At 61.8% G+C, this 22,828-nt stretch carries 22 protein-coding genes and 1 pseudogene; 10 read left to right on the forward strand and 13 right to left on the reverse strand.

What is annotated here, in order from left to right; genetic code table 11:
* Positions 1-530 precede the first annotated feature (530 nt).
* The 3 genes from AC0Z5Z_RS18980 to AC0Z5Z_RS18990 all read right to left on the reverse strand — a co-directional run bounded on the left by AC0Z5Z_RS18980 (position 531) and on the right by AC0Z5Z_RS18990 (position 3,425).
* On the reverse strand, positions 531-1,430 hold the full coding sequence (locus AC0Z5Z_RS18980; RefSeq protein WP_056789108.1) for a bestrophin family protein: 900 nt from the start codon (positions 1,428-1,430) through the stop codon (positions 531-533).
* A gap of 25 nt (positions 1,431-1,455) precedes the next feature.
* Positions 1,456-2,454 carry a GTP 3',8-cyclase MoaA gene (gene moaA / locus AC0Z5Z_RS18985; RefSeq protein ID WP_041480911.1) on the reverse strand — a complete coding sequence of 333 codons (999 nt, stop codon included), beginning with the start codon at positions 2,452-2,454 and terminating at the stop codon, positions 1,456-1,458.
* Between the two features lie 119 nt (positions 2,455-2,573).
* Positions 2,574-3,425 (reverse strand): CAP domain-containing protein, encoded by an 852-nt coding sequence (locus tag AC0Z5Z_RS18990; protein WP_485611526.1) that lies wholly within the window; start codon positions 3,423-3,425, stop codon positions 2,574-2,576.
* Positions 3,426-3,622: 197 nt separating this feature from the next.
* Between AC0Z5Z_RS18990 and AC0Z5Z_RS18995 the strand changes: the two genes are divergently transcribed.
* Positions 3,623-4,243, forward strand: a complete 621-nt coding sequence (locus tag AC0Z5Z_RS18995; protein WP_041480907.1) for a cell wall hydrolase — start codon at positions 3,623-3,625, stop codon at positions 4,241-4,243.
* Here the strand turns inward: AC0Z5Z_RS18995 and AC0Z5Z_RS19000 are convergent.
* Positions 4,240-4,953, reverse strand: coding sequence for a murein L,D-transpeptidase catalytic domain family protein (locus AC0Z5Z_RS19000; RefSeq protein ID WP_016775166.1), 714 nt, complete (start codon positions 4,951-4,953; stop codon positions 4,240-4,242). The genes AC0Z5Z_RS18995 and AC0Z5Z_RS19000 overlap by 4 nt on opposite strands.
* Before the next feature lie 152 nt (positions 4,954-5,105).
* On the opposite strand from AC0Z5Z_RS19000, the gene AC0Z5Z_RS19005 reads away from it, so the two are divergent.
* Entirely contained in the window at positions 5,106-6,722 is a 1,617-nt protein-coding gene (locus AC0Z5Z_RS19005; RefSeq protein ID WP_485611527.1) for a L,D-transpeptidase family protein, read from the forward strand.
* Positions 6,723-6,872: 150 nt separating this feature from the next.
* Here the strand turns inward: AC0Z5Z_RS19005 and AC0Z5Z_RS19010 are convergent, their stop codons facing one another.
* The 4 genes from AC0Z5Z_RS19010 to AC0Z5Z_RS19025 form a co-directional block, all read right to left on the reverse strand.
* Positions 6,873-7,715 carry an NAD-dependent protein deacetylase gene (locus tag AC0Z5Z_RS19010; protein WP_485611528.1) on the reverse strand — a complete coding sequence of 281 codons (843 nt, stop codon included), beginning with the start codon at positions 7,713-7,715 and terminating at the stop codon, positions 6,873-6,875.
* A gap of 54 nt (positions 7,716-7,769) precedes the next feature.
* Complete coding sequence (locus tag AC0Z5Z_RS19015) at positions 7,770-8,816, reverse strand: class I SAM-dependent methyltransferase (RefSeq protein WP_056789123.1); 1,047 nt, start codon at positions 8,814-8,816, stop codon at positions 7,770-7,772.
* 150 nt (positions 8,817-8,966) lie between these two features.
* Positions 8,967-10,277, reverse strand: coding sequence for an ATP-binding protein (locus AC0Z5Z_RS19020; protein WP_056789126.1), 1,311 nt, complete (start codon positions 10,275-10,277; stop codon positions 8,967-8,969).
* A complete protein-coding gene (locus AC0Z5Z_RS19025) occupies positions 10,274-11,014 on the reverse strand; it encodes a response regulator (RefSeq protein ID WP_039762337.1) in 741 nt (246 codons plus the stop codon). The genes AC0Z5Z_RS19020 and AC0Z5Z_RS19025 overlap by 4 nt, the downstream gene beginning before the upstream one ends.
* 297 nt (positions 11,015-11,311) lie before the next feature.
* Between AC0Z5Z_RS19025 and AC0Z5Z_RS19030 the strand changes: the two genes are divergently transcribed.
* From AC0Z5Z_RS19030 to AC0Z5Z_RS19040, 3 genes are all read left to right on the forward strand, one after another.
* Complete coding sequence (locus AC0Z5Z_RS19030) at positions 11,312-11,575, forward strand: DUF2790 domain-containing protein (RefSeq protein ID WP_016775158.1); 264 nt, start codon at positions 11,312-11,314, stop codon at positions 11,573-11,575.
* Positions 11,576-11,608: 33 nt separating this feature from the next.
* Positions 11,609-11,989 carry a hypothetical protein gene (locus AC0Z5Z_RS19035; protein WP_485611529.1) on the forward strand — a complete coding sequence of 127 codons (381 nt, stop codon included), beginning with the start codon at positions 11,609-11,611 and terminating at the stop codon, positions 11,987-11,989.
* A gap of 89 nt (positions 11,990-12,078) precedes the next feature.
* Entirely contained in the window at positions 12,079-13,290 is a 1,212-nt protein-coding gene (locus AC0Z5Z_RS19040) for a cytochrome c biogenesis protein DipZ (protein WP_485611530.1), read from the forward strand.
* Between the two features lie 17 nt (positions 13,291-13,307).
* On the opposite strand, the gene AC0Z5Z_RS19045 is transcribed toward AC0Z5Z_RS19040, so the two are convergent.
* Positions 13,308-13,769 carry a GNAT family N-acetyltransferase gene (locus tag AC0Z5Z_RS19045; RefSeq protein ID WP_323621657.1) on the reverse strand — a complete coding sequence of 154 codons (462 nt, stop codon included), beginning with the start codon at positions 13,767-13,769 and terminating at the stop codon, positions 13,308-13,310.
* Positions 13,770-13,999: 230 nt separating this feature from the next.
* Between AC0Z5Z_RS19045 and AC0Z5Z_RS19050 the strand changes: the two genes are divergently transcribed.
* Complete coding sequence (locus tag AC0Z5Z_RS19050) at positions 14,000-14,812, forward strand: class I SAM-dependent methyltransferase (RefSeq protein WP_056789144.1); 813 nt, start codon at positions 14,000-14,002, stop codon at positions 14,810-14,812.
* A 133-nt stretch (positions 14,813-14,945) separates the two neighbouring features.
* On the opposite strand, the gene pcsA is transcribed toward AC0Z5Z_RS19050, so the two are convergent.
* Entirely contained in the window at positions 14,946-15,668 is a 723-nt protein-coding gene (gene pcsA, locus AC0Z5Z_RS19055; RefSeq protein ID WP_039762346.1) for a phosphatidylcholine synthase, read from the reverse strand.
* Between the two features lie 260 nt (positions 15,669-15,928).
* Between pcsA and AC0Z5Z_RS19060 the strand changes: the two genes are divergently transcribed.
* Positions 15,929-16,666 (forward strand): tellurite resistance TerB family protein, encoded by a 738-nt coding sequence (locus AC0Z5Z_RS19060; RefSeq protein WP_485611531.1) that lies wholly within the window; start codon positions 15,929-15,931, stop codon positions 16,664-16,666.
* Between the two features lie 132 nt (positions 16,667-16,798).
* The gene (ligD, locus tag AC0Z5Z_RS19065; RefSeq protein ID WP_485611532.1) at positions 16,799-19,423 is read left to right on the forward strand and encodes a DNA ligase D; all 2,625 of its coding nucleotides are present in this window, start codon (positions 16,799-16,801) and stop codon (positions 19,421-19,423) included.
* Here ligD and AC0Z5Z_RS19070 read toward each other — a convergent pair whose 3' ends face one another.
* The 3 genes from AC0Z5Z_RS19070 to sodC form a co-directional block, all read right to left on the reverse strand.
* On the reverse strand, positions 19,424-19,825 hold the full coding sequence (locus AC0Z5Z_RS19070) for a hypothetical protein (RefSeq protein ID WP_071172813.1): 402 nt from the start codon (positions 19,823-19,825) through the stop codon (positions 19,424-19,426).
* A gap of 80 nt (positions 19,826-19,905) precedes the next feature.
* Positions 19,906-20,220 (reverse strand): DUF2388 domain-containing protein, encoded by a 315-nt coding sequence (locus AC0Z5Z_RS19075; protein ID WP_016775151.1) that lies wholly within the window; start codon positions 20,218-20,220, stop codon positions 19,906-19,908.
* 125 nt (positions 20,221-20,345) lie between these two features.
* A complete protein-coding gene (sodC, locus tag AC0Z5Z_RS19080; protein ID WP_042609346.1) occupies positions 20,346-20,867 on the reverse strand; it encodes a superoxide dismutase family protein in 522 nt (173 codons plus the stop codon).
* A gap of 243 nt (positions 20,868-21,110) precedes the next feature.
* Between sodC and AC0Z5Z_RS19085 the strand changes: the two are divergent.
* Both AC0Z5Z_RS19085 and AC0Z5Z_RS19090 read left to right on the forward strand, forming a co-directional pair.
* Positions 21,111-21,866, forward strand: a pseudogene (locus AC0Z5Z_RS19085) (MCP four helix bundle domain-containing protein); the annotation flags it as partial.
* Between the two features lie 132 nt (positions 21,867-21,998).
* Positions 21,999-22,724 carry a methyl-accepting chemotaxis protein gene (locus tag AC0Z5Z_RS19090; protein WP_460095550.1) on the forward strand — a complete coding sequence of 242 codons (726 nt, stop codon included), beginning with the start codon at positions 21,999-22,001 and terminating at the stop codon, positions 22,722-22,724.
* The last annotated feature ends 104 nt before the right edge of the window (positions 22,725-22,828 follow it).

Genomic DNA, 22,828 nt, shown 5'->3' on the forward strand with positions numbered 1-22,828 from the left:
CGGACACGACGCGACAAAAAGGCGTAAGTGTCCCGGCAGGGATATCAGGAAAATCGGGAAATTGACTGTCGCGGTTTCAGCTCACGCGATCAGGCAGGAATGGCGATATCCGGCGGGCGTGCGGAGTGACGCAGCTTGGAGCGGCGCAGGGCCATGGGCAGATTGACGATGCGGTTCATACGCGGCCCCTGTTGCAGTGGGCGCGTACAGCAGAGACGTGCAACCTTTGGGGTTGTTGTGGTGACGTACTCATAACGCGTGTTTCCGTTGGCGGAAAGCGTCGGCGGCAGGGCAGGCCCGGCGACCGGTGTGCCCGGATAGTAAGGGGGAATTCGCGCGCGTGTAAACGGAAGATTCGTCGGTGGCGCTTTCCGGCGTTTGGGCTGATTGACCGAGTTGCCTTTTTCGCGAGCAGGCTCGCTCCCACAGGAGAATGCATTTCAACTGTGGGAGCGAGCCTGCTCGCGAATGGCCGCATCTCGGTCCCGAGCGGACGCGCCGGGCCATCTCGTTGTTTGCCGCTGAGCCATTCAGCGCAGCACGTAGTCGTCCGGCTCCGGCGCGGGGGGCAATGGCGAGACGCCCAGTTCGTACAGCACATCGCGCTCCAGGGTGCGCACCAGTGCATCGGTCGGCAGATCGTTTTCATCGCGCCCGAACGGATCTTCGAGTTCATCGGCAATCGCGTCAAAGCCGAAAAAGGTGTAGCTGACAATTGCCGTGAACAGCGGCGTCAACCAACCCAGCGATTGCGCCATGGCGAACGGCAGCAGCAGGCAGAACAGGTAGATGGTGCGGTGCAGCAGCAGGGTGTAAGGGAAGGGCAGTGGCGTGTTCTTGATCCGGTCGCACACCGCCTGGGCCTGGCTCAGGCAGGTCAGGTGATTGGCCAGCAACTGATAACGCCATGGCGACAGCACACCGGCCGTTTCCAGCGCTGAGCACTGGCGCCCGAGCTGATGAAGGATCTGTCCGCAGTGATCCGGCGCAGCCCCATCGATCGGTGGGCTGACCCAGTCGGTGCTGGCCTGCTCCTCGCTGTCTCCACGCAGCCGTGCATTCAACGCGTGGGCGAAACCGCACAGGTTGCGCAACAGTTGTCCACGCAGGCGGGTGTCATCGAGGCCTTGGGTTTCGCGCATCACCGCGCGCACCCGCAACAGCACCTCGCCCCAGGCCTTGCGCCCCTCGTACCAACGGTCGTAACAAGCGTTGTTGCGAAAGCTCAGGAAAATCGACAGCGACAGGCCGAGCAGGGTGAACGGCGTCGAATTGATCTGGGCGAAGTAGCTCGGCACCAGTAGTTCGATCAGCACAATCGCTGCCGCCAGCAGTGTCAGCATCAAAGTGCGCACGGCGATGCGTTTGGCGATCGAGCCTCTAAGGGTGAACAGCACGGCGAACTGATTGGGTCTCGGTCTGACGATCATCTCGCGGTCCCGGTTGCGCGGCGAATCAGCCGCCGGTCATGTTCATGAAACGCACCACTTGCACGTCGTCGTTGACTTCGAAATTGTGTCGATACGGCTTGAGTTTCATCGCCTCGATGATCGCGTTTTCCAGGCGTTCCGGGTGGCCGGGATGGGCGCGCAACACCGCTTTGAGGTCCATCGAATGCTCGTTGCCCAGACACAGCAGCAAGCGACCTTCGACGGTCAGGCGCACGCGGTTGCAGGTACCGCAGAAGTTGTGGCTGTGCGGCGAAATGAAGCCCAGGCGAATGTTCGGCGCCTCGGCCACACGCCAGTAGCGCGACGGCCCTTGCGTCGATTCGGTCGAGTCGATCAGGGTAAAGCGTTCGGCGATGCGTTCGCGCACTTGCGCGCTGGAGTAGAAGGATTCGGCGCGGCTATGTTCGGCGATCGCACCCAGCGGCATCTCTTCGATGAAGGAAATATCCAGATCACGCTCGATGGCGAAACTTACCAGATCGTTGATTTCGTGATCGTTGCGGCCCTGCATCACCACGCAATTGAGTTTGGTACGGGTGAAACCGGCGGCACGTGCGGCATCGATGCCGTCGATGACCTGCGCCAGATCGCCGGTACGGGTCAGCTCTTTGAAGCGCTGCGGATCGAGGCTGTCGAGGCTGATGTTGAGGCGCTTGACCCCGGCGTCGAACAGCGGCCTGGCCAGTCGGCCCAGCTGCGATCCATTGGTGGTCAGGCACAGCTCGCGCAGGCCGGGCAGGGCGGCGATCTGTTCGCAGAGTTGCACGACACCGGGGCGGATCAGCGGCTCGCCACCCGTGAGGCGGATCTTGCGCGTGCCGAGGGCGACGAAGCTTTGCGCCACCTGGAACAGCTCTTCGAGGGTGAGGATCTGCTGGCGCGGCAGGAACTGCATGTCCTCGGCCATGCAATAGACGCAGCGAAAATCGCAGCGGTCGGTCACCGACAGGCGCAGATAATCCACGCGGCGGTTGTGACCATCGATCAATTCACGCTGTGTCATGGGCTCGCCTCGTGGATGTGGAACGCCGTCAGCGGGCGCAGATCGCGCAGGGTAGGCTGCGCTCGCCACGCCGTCCAATCACTCTGGCTGACCGAGTGATTGACGGCGTCGATGATGCCTTACGGTGCGCCAAACATTGCCGTCCAGTAAATGCCGGCGTTGCTTTTCGGATCGGTCGCGTAAGCGGCGCCCAGTTCCTGATATTGCGGATTCATCAGATTGGCGCAATGGCCTGGGCTGGCGAGCCAGCCGTCAACGACCTTGCCGACGGTGTCTTGCCCGGCGGCGATGTTTTCACCGACCAGTTGTCCGCTGTAACCGGACAGTTCGGCGCGGTCGCCCGGCGTGCGGCCGTCGCGGTCCTTGTGGTCGAGGTAATTGTTGTTGGCCATGTCGCGGCTGTGGTCCTGAGCGACCGTGCCCAGCGTGGCATTCCACGCCAGCGGTGCTGCCGCCGCGAAGGACTGGCCGCCGCACTGGCGCGCCTGGCTGCGCGCGGTATTGAGTTGCGCCAGCAGCTTTTGCCCTTCGCTTTGTGCATCGCCGAGTTTCGCCGTCAGCAACGGCCGCGCGAGGACGATGCGCCAGTCGCGGTCAACGCGGTTGACACCGATATCGACAAACTGCGGATCGAGCACCACCTGACAGAAGCTTTCCTGAATCGCCTTCATTGCTGACGCCGCATCGCGCGGGCCGTTGAGGGTGATCGCCTGCACGTTGACCATCGGGTAGTGGGCGCTGGTCATGGCCTGCTGCAGATCAACCGCGCCGCTGGCCGGCAGGCGCAGCCGTGGATCGGCCGACAGCGGTGGCAACTCGTTTGACGCCTGCGTGCCGCAACGCTGGGGCTGGCTGCGATAGCTGTTGATCGACTCGATCAATTGCAGTTCATCGGCGGCCAGCGCCGAGGTGGCGAACACCACGCCCAGCGGCAATGCGGCACTACGCAAAACGGACGGCATGAAGCGCATGGAAATCTCCCTTGAGCTGAATGCGCCCATGATGCGCGAAAGGCCCCCGGTGAGTGAATGTGTTTTTCTTTGCGGCGGATTTTTTCTGCGCTGGTGTGGCCGCGCATTTGCTCGCTACACTCTGCGAAGACCCCGCAAACCGGGCGTCTCACCGACGAAACATCTTGCCCCGGGCGGGCGCTGACGGAAGAATCGACATGGGATCGAAAGGCTTGGCGGGCGGTTTGTTGTGGATCTTTTTGACCGGTGCAGCATGGGCCGGGGCGCAGGCGCCGATCGAGGCCAAGGCCGAACAGAAAGCCGAGGCGCTTGAAGAGAAAGCGGCGGATAAAGTCAGCGCTGCTCCGGCGCCGAAATCCGAGGCCATCACCCCGACCGAAGCGCAGGCGGTGGACCCGGCCGGCGCCGCGCCGCTGGACGATCCGCTGACCTGTCTGGCGCGCAGTATTTACTGGGAAGCCAAGGGCAAGGACACCCCGGAAATGGAAGCCGTCGCCAGTGTGGTGATGAATCGCCTCGGCCACGACGGCTTTCCCGACACGGTATGCGCGGTGGTCAAGCAAGGTTCGGAAAGCGGCAATTGCCAGTTTTCCTGGTGGTGCGATGGCAGGCCCGATCAGGTCAAGGAAGACGCCGAATACGCGCTGGCCAAGGAAATCGCCGGCAAGGCGTTGAACCGTCAGCTCAAGGACCGCACGCGCGGTGCCCTGTATTTTCACGATCGCGGCGTGCACCCGAGTTGGGCCAAGGCCTATCGCAACACGGCGCAGACCGGCAGGTTCCTGTTCTACAAACCCGCCGGAGGCGACGCGCGTTAACTGGCGTGGGTGTTGAGAATGCTCGCCACCTGCTGCGGCTGGCAGTTCAGGTACGGTGATTTTTGCAGCCAGCGTTGATCCGGATACCAGGAAAACATGAACTGGCCGTTCTTCAGGCGATCGATCACCTGTTTGGCAATCTGCGGCCGCACGGCGGGGCAACCCTGACTGCGGCCGATTCGCCCCTGACGCTTGCTCCACAGCGGGTTCACGTAACTGGCGGCATGAATCACGATCGCGCGATCGCGGGCCAGATCATTGAAACCGGGTTCCAGACCATCCATGCGCAGCGAGTAGCCGTGGGTGCCTTCGTAGCTTTCCTGGGTCCGGAACAGGCCGAGACTGGACTGGTAACTGCCTTCGCGGTTGGAAAACTGCGTGGCGAAGTTTTCCCCGGAGTTCGAACCGTGGGCAACCAGATCGCGCAGCACCAGCTTCTTTTTGCTCAGGTCGAAGATCCACAGGCGGCGTTCGGTGGACGGTTGCGAATAATCGATGATCGCCAGATGTCGCGAGGGTTTCGCGCCGTTGTTGACCGCGCATTGCATGGCGTTCAATGCACCTTTGAGCGCTTGGGGATTGAGTTCCGGCGCGGCGTGGGCGAGGCTGTTGTAGAGAACCGGCGATGGCTTGCCGGCGGCAAATACTGGGCTGGTCACGGCGACAAGGGTCGCGGTGCTCAACAGAAGTCGGCGCAAAAACGTCAACATTTTATAAAGTGTCCTCAACTTGCTACATAAACGGCACTTTGGCTCCTGACTCCCAGTCAATACCCGCAGGCTCGCGGTTCGAGCCTGACTGTTCAGCGCACCTGATGTAAGGTTGACCGTCATCTGGACGGCCATGGATTGGAGTAAAGCAGTTGTTCAAAAAGTACGCATGCTACTTGAGCATTTGTTTGCTCGCTGCGCCGTTTGTCGCTTGCGCCGATGAGCCGCTGCCCCCGCTCGAAACCCTGCCGACGCCTGAAATGCAATTGCCGGTCGAGCCGCGCAGCCCGTTGCAGGCAGTTTTGATCAGCCTGGCGCAGTCGTGCCCGGCGATCGCTCCGCGCCTCAATGGCCCGGCGTTGAGCCAGTTGCAGGCGTTTTATGAACAGCAGGACTGGATGCCGGTGTGGGCGAGTGAGTCCGCACGCTTGCCGGCATTGCGCGCGCAATTGCAGCTGTTGGCCGATGATGGGTTGAATCCGAATCGCTACGCCGTGGCCACTACGCCGCCGCAGGACGGCGAGTTGTGCGCCGACATCGACATCAGCCGCAACTACTTGCAGGCCTTGCAGGATCTGCATTACGGCCGTCTGTTGCAGTCGCATTTCGAACCGCTGTGGCGTGTCGACGGCTCGCCGACCGATCGTCAGGCGCAATTGCTCAGCATTGCCGTGCCGGGCATGAACGATATCGCTGCGGCGTTCAACCTGGCGCGTCCGCATCTGCCGCAATATCAGAGCCTGCGTCAGCTGTATGCCGCGCAACGCTTGCAAGCCTTGCCGCAATGGCAGCCGGTCGGCAGCGGCCCGTTGCTGCGCCCGGCGATGGAAGACCCGCGCGTGCCGGAACTGGCCCGACGCTTGTACAGCGAAGGTTATCTGGCACACGCACTGGTGACACCGGACAACGCCTACGATGACGTGCTGGTGGAGGCAGTGAAACACTTTCAGGCCAGCCATTCGTTGCAGGCTGACGGCGTGGTCGGGCCGGGCACCATTGCCGAGCTGAACATCAGTCCGCTGACCCGCCGCGATCAGCTGCGCGTCAATCTCGAACGTTTCCGCTGGATGGCCCAGGACATGGAGCCCAGTGGTCTGGTGGTCAATGTCGCGGCCGCTGAGCTGACGCTGTATCAGGGCGGTCAACCGGTGTGGCAGACCCGCACCCAGGTCGGCCGCGCCGAGCGCCAGACTCCACTGCTCAAATCCCGCGTCACCCGCCTGACGCTGAACCCGACCTGGACGGTGCCGCCGACCATCTGGAAGGAAGACAAGCTGCCGGAAATCCGCAAGGATCAGACCTTCCTCAGCCGCCAGAATCTGCAAGTGCTCGACGCCAATGGTCAGCCTCTGGCAGCGGCGGATATCGATTGGGACAACCCCGGCAACATCCTCCTGCGCCAGGACGCCGGCCCGCGCAATCCGCTGGGGCAAATGGTCATCCGTTTCCCCAACCCGTTCTCGGTGTACCTGCACGACACGCCGAGCAAGGCGCTGTTCGACAAAGGCCCACGGGCGTTCAGCTCCGGTTGCGTGCGCGTCGAGCACCCGCTGCAACTGCGCGATCTGCTGCTGTCCCCGGCAGAAAAAGCCCGCACCGATACTTTGCTGGCAACCGGTAGCACCCATGAATTTCGCCTGTCGGCGCCAGTGCCGATCCTGATGACTTACTGGACGGCGCAAGTCGACAGCAGCGGCCAGGTGCGTTATGCGCCGGATATCTACAGCCACGACAGCGCATTGCTGGCGGGGCTGGATCGGGCGCATTGAGTCCGGCACCAGCACGGCAGTCAAAGATCTGAGTTCGATGAGTGATTTCAGGTCGACGAATCCCGTACAAACACCTCGGTCAGTCCCCTCTCCCTCGGGAGAGGGCTAGGGTGAGGGGCCGATTTCAAGCCGAACCCATTACTCAAAATCTCACCGCCCCAGCTCCTCCACCAACCACGGCAAAAGCTCCTCACACGAGCCTTCAATCTTCAAATCGAGCAGATCATCCGCCCGGGTCTTGCCCAGATTGATCGCCATCAACGGCTTGCCATGCTCGGCAATCACCCGACACAAGCGAAACGCCGAATACGCCATCAACGACGATCCCACCACCAGCAACCCCGCCGCATTCTCGGCAGCGGCCAAGGCCCGCGCGGCCGTCGGTTGCGCCACGTTCTCGCCGAAAAACACCACATCCGGTTTCATCCGCTCACCCGCGCAATGCGGGCACTGCGGTACCTGAAAGCGCGCTTCAAATGCCGGGTCGAGCAAGGTATCGCCATCCGGCGCCTGCACCGCATCAACACCACTCAGGTAGGGATTCTGTGCCTCCATCTGCTGCTGGATCGCATCGCGCTCGCTGCGTTGCCCGCAATCCAGGCACAGCACCCGATGCAGACTGCCATGCAGCTCGATCACATCCTGGCTGCCGGCCTGATCGTGCAAGGTATCGACATTCTGCGTGATCAAATCGCTGATCCGGCCGCGCTGTTGCAACGTCGCCAGCGCCTCATGCGCCGCATTCGGTCGGGCCTGACGGACGCGCGGCCAACCGAGCATGGCCCGCGCCCAATAGCGCCGGCGTGATTCCGGGGCGGCGAGAAATTCCTGATACATCATCGGCTGCCGCCCGCGACGCACGCCGTCGCTGTCGCGATAGTCCGGAATGCCCGATGGCGTGCTGATGCCGGCGCCGGTCAATATCAGCAAGTTATCGTCGGCCATGGCCTGCAACAGCGTATCGAGATGTTCGCGGATCGGGCTATCGAGCATGCTCAGCACTCCAGAATGGGCAGTGCCCGCAGGTTAGCATGCGATCCGCTCGGGTTACTTGCGCGCCTCCAGTATCAGGTTGAACGGTGTCTGCGTGGCGCGACGGAACTGCTTGAACCCGGCCTCGACAAAGACTTTGCGCAGGCGCATTTCCCCGGCCTGCGCACCGAGCCCAAGGCCGACTTCCTGGGACAGCGAATTGGGTGTGCAGATAAACGTCGAGGCGGCGTAGAACAGGCGCCCGACCGCGTTGAGATTGTCGTCCAGTTTGTCGTTGGCGAACGGTTCCACCAGCAACACCGTGCCATCGTCCTTCAGCGACTCATAAGCGTGGCGAGCGGCGCCGACCGGGTCGCCCATGTCGTGCAGGCAGTCGAAAAAGCAGATCAGGTCGTAGTCGCCGCCGGGATAGTTTTTCGCCGTGCCCTCGAAAAATCTGGCGCGATTGCCCACGCCGCCTTCTTCGGCCCGTTGCGTGGCCACGGTGACTGAGGGCGCGTGGAAGTCGAAGCCGACAAATTGCGATTTGGGAAACGCCTGGGCCATGATCACCGTCGAGGCGCCGTGACCGCAGCCGATGTCGGCAACCTTGGCGCCGCGTTCGAGTTTGGCCACCACACCGTCCAGGGCCGGAAGCCATTCGGCAATCAGGTGACCTTTGTACCCGGGGCGGAAGAAACGTTCGGTGCCGCTGAACATGCACGGGTGGTGATCGCCCCAGGACAGCGCGCCATTGCCGCGCATGGCCTTGACCAGTTTGTCCTTGTCATGGAAAAACGACGCCACCACGCCGAGACCGCCGGCGACGTACACGGGCGATTCCTCCACGGCCAGTGCCAAGGCCTGCTCTTCGGGCAAACGAAACTGACCGTCAGAGTGTTCCATGTAACCGGACGCGGCATGGGCGCTGAGCCATTCGCGTACCAGGCGCGGATTGCAGGTGGTTTTCGCAGCTAGGGCTTCGGGGCTGATCGGTTGGCTGTCGGCCATTGCCCGGTACAGGCCGAGTTCTTCGCCGACGATGACATTGGCCAGCATCGCCGCGCCGCCCATGTCGTTGACCAGTTTGCCCATGAATTCGTTGAGCTTCGCCTCATTCATCACGTGTGCTCCTGAAACAGGATCACCGTCCGGCGGCGTTGAATGTCGAGGCAGGCGCCACCGGGCGGTGGTCACGGATTGGGGCAGGGCACAGCAGACGTCCTGCGGCCCCCTCGACTGGGTAATGAATGAGTCTAGCCGGTGTTTTTCTCAGCGTGGCAGCGGCAACTTCAGTTCAGCGCACAACCCGCCACCTTCACGATTGCTCAACAGCAGCGAGCCTCCCAGCGCCATCGCCAATTGCTGGGCGATCGCCAGCCCGAGCCCGGTGCCGCCGGTGTCACGATTGCGCGAGTTTTCCACGCGGTAGAACGGTTCCATTACTTGCGCCAGTTCGGCCTCGGCGATGCCCGGGCCGCGATCGAGGACTTTCACCGACAGGCTGTTGCCCTGCGCTTCGACCTGCAATTGCGCGGCGCCGGCGAATTTCAGGGCGTTGTCGGTCAGGTTCACCAGGACCCGGCGCAGGGCCTGCGGGCGGGTTTCGATTACCGCCTTGCTCTTGCCGCCGAGCTGCACGTCCTTGCCCATGTCCTGATAGTCGAAGACCAGGCTGTCGAGGAACGAGTCGAGATCAGTACGCCGGCTCTCTTCGGTGGCGCCGTGAACGCTGCGGGCGTAGGCCACGCCTTCGCGCACCAGATGCTCGATTTCGCCGAGATCGCTGCTCAGTTTGTCTTTTTCGACCGAGTCGTCCATGAACTCTGCGCGCAATTTCATCCGGGTGATCGGCGTTTGCAGGTCGTGGGAAATCGCCGCGAGCAGTTGCATGCGTTCTTTCAGGTAGGCGGCGATGCGGGTCTGCATGGCGTTGAACGCCCGCGCGGCGTGGACCACTTCGGTCGGCCCTTGCTCGTCGAGTTTGATCGGATGGGCGTTGGGGTCGAGGGTTTCCACCGCATTGGCGAGGCGGGTGAGGGGGCGAATGGCGATGCGCACGGCGAGCCAGGTGCAGAGGATCAGCAATGCCAGTTGGCCCAGCAGCACCACCGGCAACCACGGTGACAGCGGCACCATCGCCGGACGGATATCGATGGTCACCGGGCTGCCGTCGCTCAGGCGCAGGTGGCCCTGGAAGTGTTGTCTCGGACCGCCCGGAACTTCGGTAAACACGATTGGATAAGTGTCGCCGATGGCCGCCGTAATCGAGGCGATCGCGACGGACTTTTCAGCCGAGGTCACCGGCATGCCCGGTTCGCCCTCGTTGAGCAGGTAGCCGTAATTGCGCCGGGCTAGTCGCGGCAGCCAGGCCTCGCGTTCGGCGGCGGGCAGGCGATCGAGGATCGCCATCGAAGTCGAGACGTCGGTTTCGAGGTTGCCGAGCATGGTGCTTTTCGCGCTCTGGTAACGCTCGTAATATTGCGCGCCGAACGACAGGCCCTGCGCCAGAATCAGTCCGATCAGGAAAATCAGCGACAGGCGCGAGGCGAGGGTGCGCGGCCATTGCAGCTTGAGTTTCATGCCGAAGCCCCAAGCAGTTCGACCGGCAGCGAAAACACATAACCTTCACTGCGCACGGTCTTGATATAGGCCGGCTCGCGGGCATCATCCAGCAGGCGTTGGCGCAAGCGGCTGACCAGCAGATCGATGGAACGGTCGAACAGATCGGCCTCGCGGCCCTGGGTCAGATTGAGCAGTTGATCGCGGCTGAGCACCCGTTGCGGATGGTCGAGGAACACCCGCAGCAAGCGGTATTCGGCACCGCTGAGGGCAACCATGGTGCCGTCGCTGTCGAGCAGGTGGCGGGCCGAGGTGTCCAGCTGCCAACGACCGAACGCCAGCAGGCGTCCGGCTTCGGTGACCACCAGGTTCGGCGGCAACATGCGTGTGCGGCGCAACACGGCGTTGATCCGCGCCAGCAGCTCGCGGGCGGCGAAAGGTTTGGTCAGGTAATCGTCGGCGCCCATTTCCAGACCGATGATGCGGTCGGTTTCATCGTTGCGCGCGGTGAGCATCAGCACCGGCGTCGCCTTGTGTTTGCCCACGCGCAATTCGCGGCACAGCTGCAGGCCATCGTCACCGGGCATCATGATGTCGAGCACGATCAGGTCGACGGTGTTGGCGTCAAGGAAGCTGCGCATCTGTCGGCCATCGGCGACCACTGTCGTGCGCAGGCCGTTCTTCTTCAGGTAGTTGCCTACCAGTTCACGGATCTCGCGGTCGTCGTCGACGATGAGAATGTGATCGACATGTTCCATCGGTTCAAGCCTCTGTCAAAGGGGGAATGCCGTGCAGTCTATAGCGCCGCTGACCGCACGCCTGCCTGCCTTTGTATTGCAGTGTATCTGTCGCGACGGCGGATACACACCGACGCAAAAACGCGATTTTTACCGTGGTTTGTATCGCTGTGTATCTACACATGGCGTGGATACACAACGAGTGATTCTCGTCCTTTCCTGACACAGACGCGATACCTCAAGCGCCTCAAATAGGCTCCATCGAGGCACACACAGACCGCCTCGGCTCAAACCCACTGAAGCCTTGAGGACTACACCATGAACAACAAATCCGTATTCGCCGCCTGCCTGTTCGCCGCTCTGAACATCTGCACCCTGTCGGCCCACGCCGAAGCTGACGTCAGCCGGCAAACCTACACCTACGGCACCCATCTGGATATCCAGAAAGTGCTGTCGATGACTGAAGACACTTCAGTGACCTGCGGCATCACCGAGGCGCGCATGACCTACCTCGATTCCGCCGGCAAAACCCGCGAGCTGGATTACAGCAAATTCGCTGACGGCTGCAACAACCAGAACTGAGTCATCCCTACTTTTTCTGCAAGGAGTTTTGCCATGAACAACGTCTCGCGCTTTTTGACCGCAGCAGCCTTCGCCTTCACCGGTGCCGCCGCCCACGCCAACAGTGCTGTGGAGCAGAGCAGTTGCGCCAGCAGCACCTGCTTCCAGCTGACCACCGTGGCGAGGGAGGGCAGCGATGCCTTGATCGCCGCTGACGGCTCCAGCCGCACGCCGCAGGGGCAGATGGTTGCCGCTGATGGTTCCAGCCGCACGCCGCAGGGCCAGATGGTTGCCGCTGATGGATCGAGCCGTACACCGCAAGGCCAGATGGTTGCTGCTGATGGTTCCAGCCGCACGCCGCAAGGCCAACTGGTCGCGGAAAACGGTACCAGTCGCACGCCTCAAGGGCAGTTGCTCGACGGCCAGACCGCATGAGCCATGGCGTGAATAAAGCAGGCTAGCGAGGGGCGTTTCCCTCGCTGCCCGGTTGCGTGCCCAGCCCCCACATTCAAGGTGACCCCGTTATGTACCTCATCGCATTTCTCGGCGGTCTGCTGACCGTCCTCAGTCCGTGCATCCTGCCGGTGGTGCCGTTTCTGTTCGCTGGCGCCAACCGTACCCGTTCCTCGATCTTGCTGACCCTCGCCGGCATGGCGCTGACCTTTGCGCTGATCTCAAGCCTCGCGGTGGTCAGCAGCGAGTGGGTGATTCAGGCCAGCAACACCGGCCGCCACGTTGCCTTGTTGGTCATGGCGCTGTTCGCCCTGTCGCTGATCTCGGCCCGCGTCGGTGACTGGCTGACCAGGCCCTTCGTCGCCTTGGGCAATCGTCTCGATCAGGACACCCGTAAAAGAGCCGGACCGATGGGTTCGATCATGCTCGGCGTCGCCACCGGCCTGTTGTGGGCGCCCTGTGCCGGGCCGATCCTTGGGGTGATTCTGACCGGCGCAATGTTGCAAGGCGCCAATGCCCAGACCAGCCTGTTGCTGCTGGCTTACGGCGTCGGCAGTGCCTTGTCGCTGGGCACGTTGATCTTCGCCGGGCGCGGTCTGGTCAATCGGCTGAAACCGTCGATCCCGTTCAGCGGCTGGTTGCGTCGTGGTGCCGGGGTTGCGGTGCTTGCGACAGTCGCGGTGATTTCCACGGGCGCCGATAAGACTCTGCTTGCCAACACCTCTTCCGAAGGCGTGGCCAGCGTCGAGAAAAACGTCCTGGAAAACGTGCCGAAAGTGGTCGACTACTTTGTCAGCAAGGTCCGCGCCGATTCGATGATGGACGAGGCGCGGGGCGCGATGCCGTCGCTGTCGGGCGCTGTGCAATGGCTCAATTCACCAGAGCTCAGTGCCGAATCCCTGCGCGGCAAAGTGGTGCTGGTGGACTTCTGGACCTACGACTGCATCAACTGCCAGCACACCCTGCCGTACGTCAAAGACTGGGCGAAGAAATACGAGAAGGACGGCCTGGTGGTGATCGGCGTGCACACACCCGAGTATGGCTACGAGCGCATCATCAACAGCGTCAAGGATCAGGTGAAAAAACTCGGTATCACCTACCCGGTGGCGATCGACAACGACTACGCAATCTGGCGCAACTTCGACAATCAGTACTGGCCGGCGCATTACCTGATCGACGCCAAGGGCCAGATGCGTTACAGCCACTTTGGTGAAGGTCGCTATGCGGAGCAGGAGCAGATGATCAAGCAGTTGCTGGAAGAGGCGAAAGCTCCGGCAGCCTGATCAAAAAAACCAATGGCTCACAGGTCGCGGACCATGAGCCATTGTTGTTTTTCCCACGCCTGGAAACCCTCCAATAGCTGCCAGCCGCGTTTACCGTAGTAGTCGTGTTTGTCTTGCGTGTGCAAGTACAAGCGCGACACCCCACGCTGCTTTGCTGCCTCGCAAATCCCTTCAATCAGCTGCTCCGCCAAGCCTTGCCCGCGCGCCTCGGGATCAACGAATACGCAGGCGAGCCATGGGCCGAGATCGGCGCGATCAGCCAAGTCGTTGCGGGCCAGTGCGGCACCACCGAGCAGGCGTTCACCGTCCATGGCAATCAGGCACGACCATTCACCATTGCTTTGGCCCTCGGCAAATTCGCGCTGCCATTGAGCCAGGGGCTGGTCGGCGTATTCGTAGTGGAATTGTTGGTGAATCCACGCCGCGTAGCGATCGCTGTGTTGCATGTGCGCGGCGAGCCAGTCGAGGTGCAGTGACATCGGTGGAGTCCTTTGCGTGGGCGAGCCCGCATCAGAAACCAATCCCGCGACGCTGACAATGCGCAAGGTGTATCAGGTGCTTGACAGATTTGCGCCACTCATCGGCAAAGTGCCGGGTTTATGGGGCTGGCGGACGATTGACAGGGACGCCGTGCAGCCTCGGCGCGATAGTGACCAAGCACAGTCTGCGCCGCCGACTGTGCATTCTCTCTGCCACGGAGCTCGCTGTCATGAGTACCCCGCTTGATCTCACTGCCCTGAAGGAACGTCAGAAAGTCGCTTGGGCCAGTGGCGACTACGCCGTGATCGGCACCACCTTGCAAATCGTTGGGGAAAACCTCGCCGAGGCTTGCGATCTGCGCTGTGATGAACAGGTGTTGGATGTCGCCGCCGGCAACGGCAATGCAACCCTGGCAGCGGCGCGGCGCGGTTGTGTGGTGACCTCGACCGATTACGTCGCGGCACTGCTGGAGCGTGGTCAGGATCGCGCCCGGGCCGAGCATCTGGAGGTGATTTTTCAGGTGGCCGATGCCGAGGCTTTGCCTTTTCCCGATGAAAGCTACGACGCCGTGTTGTCGACGTTCGGCGTGATGTTCGCGCCTGACCAGGTCACCGCCGCTGCTGAACTGGGGCGGGTCTGTCGTCGCGGCGGACGGATCGGTATGGCGAACTGGACGCCGGAGGGCTTCGTCGGCCAGATGTTCAAGACTCTCGGCCAGCATCTGCCACCGCCAGCAGTGGCCCAGCCACCGTCGAACTGGGGCTCGGATGCGTGGCTGCACAAGCATTTCGATGACCGCGATTTTGTCGTGCGCGTGACCCGCAGCCACTTCAACTTCCGCTACCGCTCGGCGGCGCATTTCATTGACATCTTTCGGCACTGGTATGGGCCGGTGCACAAGGCTTTTGCGGTGTTGCCGGCGGAGGCCGGGCAGGCGCTGGAGGATGATCTGACCGAGTTGCTCAACCGATCGAATCGCGCCGGGGAGGCGTCGCTGGTGGTGCCGAGTGAGTATCTGGAGGTGGTTATTACCAAGCGCTAGTCCCCATCGGATCTCCTGATCGATGAAGATCTCTGTGGGAGCGAGCCTGCTCGCGAAAGCGGTGTGCCAGCCAACCTTGATGTTGATGGAACGACCGCATTCGCGAGCAGGCTCGCTCCCACAGGGAATGTGCTTATTTCAAATGGCCGCGATCAAACCACTCCAGCGCCGTGCGCCAGATGCAGATCCCCAGGAAATAAGCCGACATCAGCAGCCACAAGCCCATCACCAGCGGGTTGATCACCGGGTGATTGAGCACCAGCGACAGGCTGCACAACAGCCAGATCGCCGTCACCGCAATATTGATTGGCATGAAACGCCGCACGCGAAACGGGTGCAGGAACTTCATCCGCGTCACCGTCAGCAGCGCCAGCCCGATCACGGTGAGAAAGGTAATCCACGGCCCCGGGCCAATGATGTACAGGCACAGCGCAACCACGTTCCAGGCCGCCGGGAAGCCGACAAAATAGTTGTCCTTGCTCTTCATGTTGACGTTGCAGAAGCAGAACAGCGACGACACCAGAATCACCGACACCGTCAGCAACAGGGTGTAATCGGGCAGGGGAATGTAGCGGTAGATAAACAGTGCCGGGATGAATACATAAGTCAGGTAATCGATGACCAGATCGAGGATCGAACCGTCGAAACTCGGCAGCACCGATTGCACATTGACCTTGCGCGCCAGTGCGCCATCGAGGCCGTCGACGATCAGCGCCACGCCCAGCCACATCAGGCAATGAATCGGCTGGTTTTCCAGCAGCGCGAGGGTGGCAAGGAAGGCGGTCACCACGCCGGTCGCGGTAAAACCATGGGCGCCCCATGCTTTCAGCCTGGCGATGTGTACGGTTGATATCACGGGGGCGTTCTCCAGAAAGTGAAGCAAGCCGGTTATCGCCCATCATCAGAAAGGGCGTCGGCAAACCGGGTCGGGTTGCAGCTATCGACCGGTTTGGCCGGGATAAGGTTCACCACCCCTGAATCTTAGCTGGCTGGCGAAAATTTTCTCGCGTGGCGATTCAACAGTGATCGGGCGTCAGCCCAACGGTGCTGGCGCTATGGCTGCGTCGGTCTATCGTTGCCTGACGCGATCGGGCCGTGGCCTCGGAGGATAACGTCATGAACACCAGCGATTTGCTTGAACAACTGCTGCGAGGCCAGGCCTCGGCGGGACAACAACGCGGAGCTTCGGCCGGTGACGGCCTGGGCGGTTTACTTGGTGGACTGTTGGGCGGCGGCAGTCAGTCCGGAGCGGGTGGCGCGGCTGCTTCGGGTGGCCTCGGCGGCCTGGGTGGTTTGCTCGGTGGCTTGCTCGGCGGCGGTGGCTTGGGAAGCGCCCTCGGTGGCGGTAGCAGAAGCCGTAGCGGCGGGACCAGTTACGCGGCGCTCGCATCGCTGGGCATGATGGCTTACCAAGCGTATCAAGCCTGGCAACGCAGCCAGGCCAGCACCGCGCCGCAGGAGCTGCCACAAACCGCCGACCTGCTCGCCGGCCCGCAAATCGAAACCCACAGCCACGCGGTGCTGCGCGCCCTTATCGCCGCCGCCAAGGCTGACGGCCGCATCGACGACGCAGAAAAGCACCTTATCAGCAGCGAGATCGGCAAACACACCGCCGACCCGCAGTTGCAGCAATGGCTCGACGCCGAAGTCGCCAAGCCGCTGGATGCCCGCGAAGTGGCGCAATCCGCTGACGGCGACCCGGCCGTAGCCGCCGAAATGTACCTGGCCAGCGTCATGCTGGTAGACGATCAACAGGACGCCGAACGCAGCTATCTCGATGAGCTGGCCGCAGCCTTACAGATCGATCCGGATCTGCAGGTGCATCTGGAACAGCAGGCGAAAGGGCAAGCCTGACCCGCTGTAAAAATCCCTGACACTGCCAGCCCCGGCCGTTCCATCCGTCTGGGGCTTTTTTACCTCGATTGAATTTTTCCGCCGCCGTGTCGCTCTTCTGCATAACAGAACCCGTCTGCCATCGGTGTGCTCATGAACAGGAACCTCGACGATTACAACCGCATGCGTGATTTTTCCGCGACGTCGGAACCGGCCGCAGTCAAGCGCTCGGGTCGTAAGTCGGCCAAGGATCATGCTTTGCAGTTCTGCATCCAGAAGCACGATGCTTCGCACCTGCATTACGACTTTCGCCTGGAACTCGATGGCGCGCTGAAAAGCTGGGCGGTGCCGAAGGGGCCGTCGCTGGACCCGTCGGTCAAGCGTCTGGCGATTCATGTTGAGGATCATCCGCTCGATTACGCGACGTTCGAAGGCAGCATTCCCGAGGGGCATTACGGTGCCGGTGATGTGATCGTCTGGGATCGCGGTGTGTGGATTCCGCTGGAAGATCCGCACAAGGCCTATGCCAAGGGCCGGCTCAAGTTTGAGTTGCAAGGCGAGAAGCTCGGCGGCGTGTGGAATCTGGTGCGCACGCACATGCCGGGCAAGAAGGAACAATGGTTCCTGATCAAGCATCAGGACAACGCCGCGCGACCGCAGGATGATTTCGACGTGCTGGTCGCCGAGCCCGACAGCGTGCTCAGCGAGCGCACGATTGTCGGTAAACCGGCGGCTGCCGCCGATAAGGCCAAACCGGTAAAGAAGGCCCCGGCCAAACCGCGCAAGCAGGCGTCCGGGCAGCTTACCGGCGCACGCAAGGCCAAGCTCCCAGCGCTGATCAAGCCGGAACTGGCGACGCTGGTCGACAGCGCGCCCGAAGGGCAGTGGAGCTACGAGATCAAGTTTGACGGCTACCGGATCATGGCGCGGATCGATCACGATGAGGTGCAGCTGTTCACCCGCAATGGCCACGACTGGACGCACAAACTCCCGCAGCAGGCCAAGGCACTGGCGGCGTTGGGTCTGGAATCGGCATGGCTCGACGGTGAAATGGTCGTGGCTAATGAGCAAGGAGTGCCGGATTTTCAGGCGTTACAGAATGCCTTCGATGCCGGGCGCAGCGGCAACATTGTTTATTACCTGTTCGACGTGCCGTATCTGAATGGCGTCGACCTGCGCGATGTGCCGGTGGAAGAACGCCGCGCCGCGCTGAGCACCATCCTCGGCGCGCAGAAGGAGTCTTCGACGCTGCGCTTCTCCGAAGCCTTCGAAGAAACCCCGGACGCGCTGCTCAACAGCGCCTGCCAGATGCAGATGGAAGGCCTGATCGGCAAGCGGCTCGGCTCGCCTTATGTGTCGCGGCGCAGCGGCGACTGGATCAAGCTCAAGTGCAAACATCGCCAGGAATTCGTCATCGTCGGCTACACCGATCCGAAAGGCGCGCGCAGTGCCTTCGGTGCCTTGCTGCTCGGCTTGCACGATGCTGACAGTGGCGAGTTGCGTTACGCCGGCAAGGTCGGCACCGGGTTCAACGAAACCACATTGAAAAGCATCCTCGCCCAACTCAAGCCGTTGCAGACCAAAACCGCCGCAGTGGTCAATCCGCCCAGCGGTTTCGAGGCCAAAGGTGTGCACTGGCTCAAACCCAAACTGCTGGCCGAAGTGGCATTCGCCGAGATGACCAAGGACGGCTCGGTGCGCCACGCCGTATTCCATGGTTTGCGCGATGACAAACCGGCCAAGGACATTACCGAGGAGCGAGCGAAGCCTGTGAAAGCTGCCAAGTCCGAAAAGACCGAAAAGACCGAAAAGACCAAAACCGCCGACAAGCAGCCGGCAAAGAAAACCGCCGCCAGCAAAAAAGCCGAAACCGCGCCTTCGCAAGCAGGACTGGCCGGCGGCAAGGTACGCATCACCCACCCGGATCGGGTGATCGACGCCGTCAGCGGCACGACCAAAATGCAACTGGCGCAGTATTACGCCAGCGTTGCCGAACACATCCTGCCGCAACTTAAGGATCGTCCCGTGGCCTTAGTGCGTGCACCGGACGGCATCGCCGGCGAATTGTTCTTCCAGAAGAACGCCGATCGCTTGGCCATTCCCGGCATCACCGCCCTGGACAAGGACGTCACCGGCCAGCCAGTGATGATGATCAACAATCCCGAAGCGCTGGTCGGCGCGGTGCAGATGAGCACAGTCGAACTGCACACCTGGAACGCGACGAAGGTGGATCTGGACAAGCCTGATCGCTTCGTCCTCGACCTCGACCCGGATCCTGCGCTGCCATGGAAAAGCATGGTTGAAGCCACCGCGCTGACCCTGACTGTGCTCGATGAGCTGGGCCTCAAAGCCTTCCTGAAAACCAGCGGCGGCAAAGGTATTCACCTGGTGGTGCCATTGACGCGCAAGCATGGCTGGGACGAAGTGAAGGACTTCAGCCACGCCATCGTCAGCCACATGGCCAAGTTGCTGCCGGACCGGATTTCAGCGGTGTCCGGGCCGAAAAACCGCGTCGGGCGGATCTTCATTGATTACCTGCGCAACGGCCTCGGTGCCACCACCATTTGCGCCTACGCCGCACGCGCGCGGGAAGGCATGCCGGTGTCGGTGCCGCTGTACCGAGAGGAAGTCGCTGAAATCAAGGGTGGGAATCACTGGAACATCTACAACGTTCACGAGCGTCTGACCGAAGTCGGCGATGAGCCTTGGGCGGACATGAAGAAAACCCGTCAGACCATCACCGCCGAGATGCGCAAGCGCGTCGGCATGAAAAAGTGATCAGGTGTCGCGCAGCAAGTCGTGGGCGTTGAGCAGTTCGAAGGCGATTTGCGGGTGGTTTTCCAGGCCCTTGCGAATCGCTGCCGGGATTGCCGCGCGAGTCTTGCGACACAGGCCTGGCAGCTCGTCGATCTGAATGGCGATGCCGCGCATGGTGCGTACCTCGTTGAAACCGGGGGCGACATCGACACGGATGCCGAGTTGCTCGTACATACGCTGTTGCAGGCGTTTGAGGTCGGCGAGGTCTTTGAGTTGTTCCAGGCGCGCCAGAAGAATTTTTTCTTCAGCGCGGGTCAAGCGCAGGATGCGCAGATCGGCTCCGGGCGTTTCCAGCAACGGATCGCGCCCGCAGATGCAGGCGCCGGGAGGGCAGGGTGAGCGCAAGGGCACGGTCGTCGTCATGGCCTCCATCATAGAGGCCGTCGGACATGTTTGCCTATGTGCACTCAGCGGCCGTCCATCGGCCGCTGCTTCCCTCGTGACTACTGCTGCACGCCTTCGTATTGCACCAGAATGGCGTTGGCCAGGTCTTCATCACTGGCGTTCAAGCCAGGGTTGGCCTGGCGCACCTGTTGCAGTACCGACTCAAGATAAACCCCACGGATGGCCCCGCCACTGGCGACAAACGCAGACACGTCGTCACGGGCCGGAATCACCATTTTGTCGTCCTTGAAGGTCGAGTACAGCGACGCGGAGACACCTGCCGAAGTGGCGACGTCACCCGCGTCAACGCGGGCCAGCGCCGATCCGACCGGCAGGCAAAGCATTAAAGAAGAAATCAGGACTAACTTGCGCATGACGTGTTCCTCCACAAGCGCTAAGCAAAAAGGGAAGGGACTACATAACGTCAGAGGTGAACGGCGCGCGGGAGTTCCGTGAGCGGTGAAAAGCCGTGAGTCAGAGTTTTCACCGCTCAGTCGGTTCAGATCACCCCACAGGCCATGCGATCACCGCCACCGCCCAGTGGCTTGGGCATGTCGGAATGGTTATCGCCGCCGGCGTGAATCATCAGGGCGTGGCCCTTGATCTCGGAAATCTTCTTCAGGCGCGGTGCCAGCACCGGATAGTTGGCGACCCCGTCAGCCGTCACATACACCGCTGGCAGATCACCCAGATGCCCGTCGGCGTAAGGGCCGAGATGCTTGCCGGTTTTCGCCGGATCGAAGTGTCCGCCAGCGGCCAGTGCCGCGCCTTTCACGCCATCCTTCGTGCCTGCTTCGCAGCTGCCGTTTTCATGGACATGAAAACCGTGGATGCCGGCCGGCAATGATTTCAGCTCGGGTGTGAACAGCAGGCCGTACGGCGTCTCGCTGACAGTGACAGAGCCGATCGCCTGCGGCGCGCCGTCGGCGCTGACCAGGTTGATTGCGACTTTCTCCGTTGCTGCCTGTGCGGTGCCGATTGCCAAGGTGCCGAGCAGACCAAACCACAGTGCGCGTTTCATAAGCGTTTCCTTCAGCTGCATGAATGTTCGAAGCGCTGGATTGATAGCCTGCCGGGGTTAACCGGCGATGAAGGCATTATCCAGCGGCGCTGCAACGTGTGACCGGGTTCGCGTTTGAAAAGTTTTGCCGGATTCAAGTCGCCGCTGACATCAGCCGATACGCTCTGTGTCGGCAGTTCCCTGCACATAGGCTTAACTGAAATCCGACAAGCGCAATCCAGCGTGCCCACGGGAGATTCCACGGTGTCGATCAAACTGCGTTTGGTGTTGCTGATTGCGACCAGCCTGCTGACGGCGCTGATCGTGAGCTTGGTCAGTTACGTCGGCAACCTGCGGATGGCCACGGCTGTCGGCGATAACACTGTGAGCATGAGCGCGCTGCGCAATCACATGGAAGCCGACATGATGCACGACGCCCTGCGCGCCGATGTCTATTCGGCGATGCTGGTCGGCCTGGGCAAAAGCACCGCCACCGCCACCGAGGTGCGCGATTCGCTCACCGAGCACGCCGGGCATTTTCGTGAAGTGCTGGATGACAACCTGAAGCTGCCGATCAACCCGCAGTTGCGCACGGCGCTGGAGCAGATCAAGCCGAGCCTCGATACCTACATCAAATCCGCCGAGCAGATCGTCGGCGTGGCGCTGGACAATCCGGATGCCGCCCAGCAGCAGCTCGGCACGTTCAATGCCGCGTTCAGCCAGCTCGAAGAGCAAATGGCGACGCTCAGCGAATTGATTGAAAGCAACACTCGGCAAACCAGCGAAGGCACCGAAGCGGCCATTAGCAATGCCAATCTGGCCCTTGGTGTGGTGCTGATCGCCAGTCTGTTGCTGCTGCTGATTCAGGGGCGCTGGGTGATCCTGAGTATCATGGGGCCGCTCAAATCCGCCAGCCGCATCGCTGAAAGCATTGCCCATGGCAATCTCAGCGAACCGATTGTCGAACCCGCCGGCAAGGACGAAGCCAGTGTGCTGATCCGCACATTGGCGACCATGCAACGTGACTTGCGCAACATGATCGACGTGGTCCGGCGCAACGCCCACGGTGTCAGCGGCATGAGCGAGCAGCTCAGTCAGGGCTGCCATCAGGTCGCCGACAGCAGCCAGCAGCAAAGCGTTGCCGCCGGGACCATGGCGGCCGCCGCCAGTCAGATGACCGCCAGCATCGAGGAAATCACCCGCCACGCCGAACGTGCCCTGAGCATGGCCAATCAGGCGGAAACTCTAGCGAAGGAGGGCGGCGGGGTGATTCATCAAGTGGTCAGCGACATGGACGACATCGCCCGCTCGGCACAGCAGTCGGCGCAGGTGATCCGCACGCTGGATCAGGAATCCGAGGCGATCTTCAACATCATTCAGGTGATCAAGAGCATCGCCGACCAGACCAACCTGCTGGCCCTCAACGCCGCGATCGAGGCGGCGCGGGCAGGTGAACAGGGCCGTGGCTTTGCCGTGGTCGCCGATGAAGTGCGCAGTCTGGCCGCACGCACCAGCGCCTCGACCCAGGAAATTGCCGCAATGGTCGCGCGCATCCAGAACAGCACGCGCGAGGCGGTCAGCAGCATGGAGGCGGGCGTGGCGCAGGTCGACAAGGGCATGGCAGTGACGGCGGAAGTCGAGCGGGCGATTCGCGAGATCCTCGACGCCACGCTGAACACCACGCAACTGGTCAACGACATCACCCGCACGATTGGCGAACAGAGTATGGCCAGCAACGAAATCGCCCATCAGGTGGAAATGATTGCGGGGATGAGCGAGGGCAATAGCCGGGTGATCGGGCAGACGGCGACGACTACCGATGAATTATCGAATCTGGCGGGACAGTTGGCGCAGTCGGTGGATCGGTTTCGGTTGTGATAGCGGTAGGACTGGTGTCTATCACGGCCTTATCGCTGGCAAGCCAGCTCCCACAGGGTCTGATGTTGTGAATGCAACGGTGTGCACACCATCATCCACTGTGG

The organism is Pseudomonas sp. 1L-E-NC-VB-C3, assembly GCF_057291535.1.

Bases quoted from the DNA above. Each gene is read 5' to 3' on its own strand.
- AC0Z5Z_RS19070 (WP_071172813.1), bottom strand. From the start codon at position 19,825: ATGACGACGACCGTGCCCTTGCGCTCACCCTGCCCTCCCGGCGCCTGC.
- ligD (WP_485611532.1), top strand. From the start codon at position 16,799: ATGAACAGGAACCTCGACGATTACAACCGCATGCGTGATTTTTCCGCG.
- moaA (WP_041480911.1), bottom strand. From the start codon at position 2,454: ATGACACAGCGTGAATTGATCGATGGTCACAACCGCCGCGTGGATTAT.
- AC0Z5Z_RS19060 (WP_485611531.1), top strand. From the start codon at position 15,929: ATGAACACCAGCGATTTGCTTGAACAACTGCTGCGAGGCCAGGCCTCG.
- AC0Z5Z_RS19015 (WP_056789123.1), bottom strand. From the start codon at position 8,816: ATGAATGAGGCGAAGCTCAACGAATTCATGGGCAAACTGGTCAACGAC.
- AC0Z5Z_RS19035 (WP_485611529.1), top strand. From the start codon at position 11,609: ATGAACAACGTCTCGCGCTTTTTGACCGCAGCAGCCTTCGCCTTCACC.
- AC0Z5Z_RS19050 (WP_056789144.1), top strand. From the start codon at position 14,000: ATGAGTACCCCGCTTGATCTCACTGCCCTGAAGGAACGTCAGAAAGTC.
- AC0Z5Z_RS19025 (WP_039762337.1), bottom strand. From the start codon at position 11,014: ATGGAACATGTCGATCACATTCTCATCGTCGACGACGACCGCGAGATC.
- AC0Z5Z_RS18995 (WP_041480907.1), top strand. From the start codon at position 3,623: ATGGGATCGAAAGGCTTGGCGGGCGGTTTGTTGTGGATCTTTTTGACC.
- AC0Z5Z_RS19045 (WP_323621657.1), bottom strand. From the start codon at position 13,769: ATGTCACTGCACCTCGACTGGCTCGCCGCGCACATGCAACACAGCGAT.
- AC0Z5Z_RS19090 (WP_460095550.1), top strand. From the start codon at position 21,999: ATGGCGGCCGCCGCCAGTCAGATGACCGCCAGCATCGAGGAAATCACC.
- AC0Z5Z_RS18980 (WP_056789108.1), bottom strand. From the start codon at position 1,430: ATGATCGTCAGACCGAGACCCAATCAGTTCGCCGTGCTGTTCACCCTT.
- AC0Z5Z_RS19010 (WP_485611528.1), bottom strand. From the start codon at position 7,715: ATGCTCGATAGCCCGATCCGCGAACATCTCGATACGCTGTTGCAGGCC.
- AC0Z5Z_RS19030 (WP_016775158.1), top strand. From the start codon at position 11,312: ATGAACAACAAATCCGTATTCGCCGCCTGCCTGTTCGCCGCTCTGAAC.
- AC0Z5Z_RS18990 (WP_485611526.1), bottom strand. From the start codon at position 3,425: ATGCGCTTCATGCCGTCCGTTTTGCGTAGTGCCGCATTGCCGCTGGGC.
- AC0Z5Z_RS19020 (WP_056789126.1), bottom strand. From the start codon at position 10,277: ATGAAACTCAAGCTGCAATGGCCGCGCACCCTCGCCTCGCGCCTGTCG.
- sodC (WP_042609346.1), bottom strand. From the start codon at position 20,867: ATGAAACGCGCACTGTGGTTTGGTCTGCTCGGCACCTTGGCAATCGGC.
- AC0Z5Z_RS19000 (WP_016775166.1), bottom strand. From the start codon at position 4,953: ATGTTGACGTTTTTGCGCCGACTTCTGTTGAGCACCGCGACCCTTGTC.
- AC0Z5Z_RS19075 (WP_016775151.1), bottom strand. From the start codon at position 20,220: ATGCGCAAGTTAGTCCTGATTTCTTCTTTAATGCTTTGCCTGCCGGTC.
- AC0Z5Z_RS19040 (WP_485611530.1), top strand. From the start codon at position 12,079: ATGTACCTCATCGCATTTCTCGGCGGTCTGCTGACCGTCCTCAGTCCG.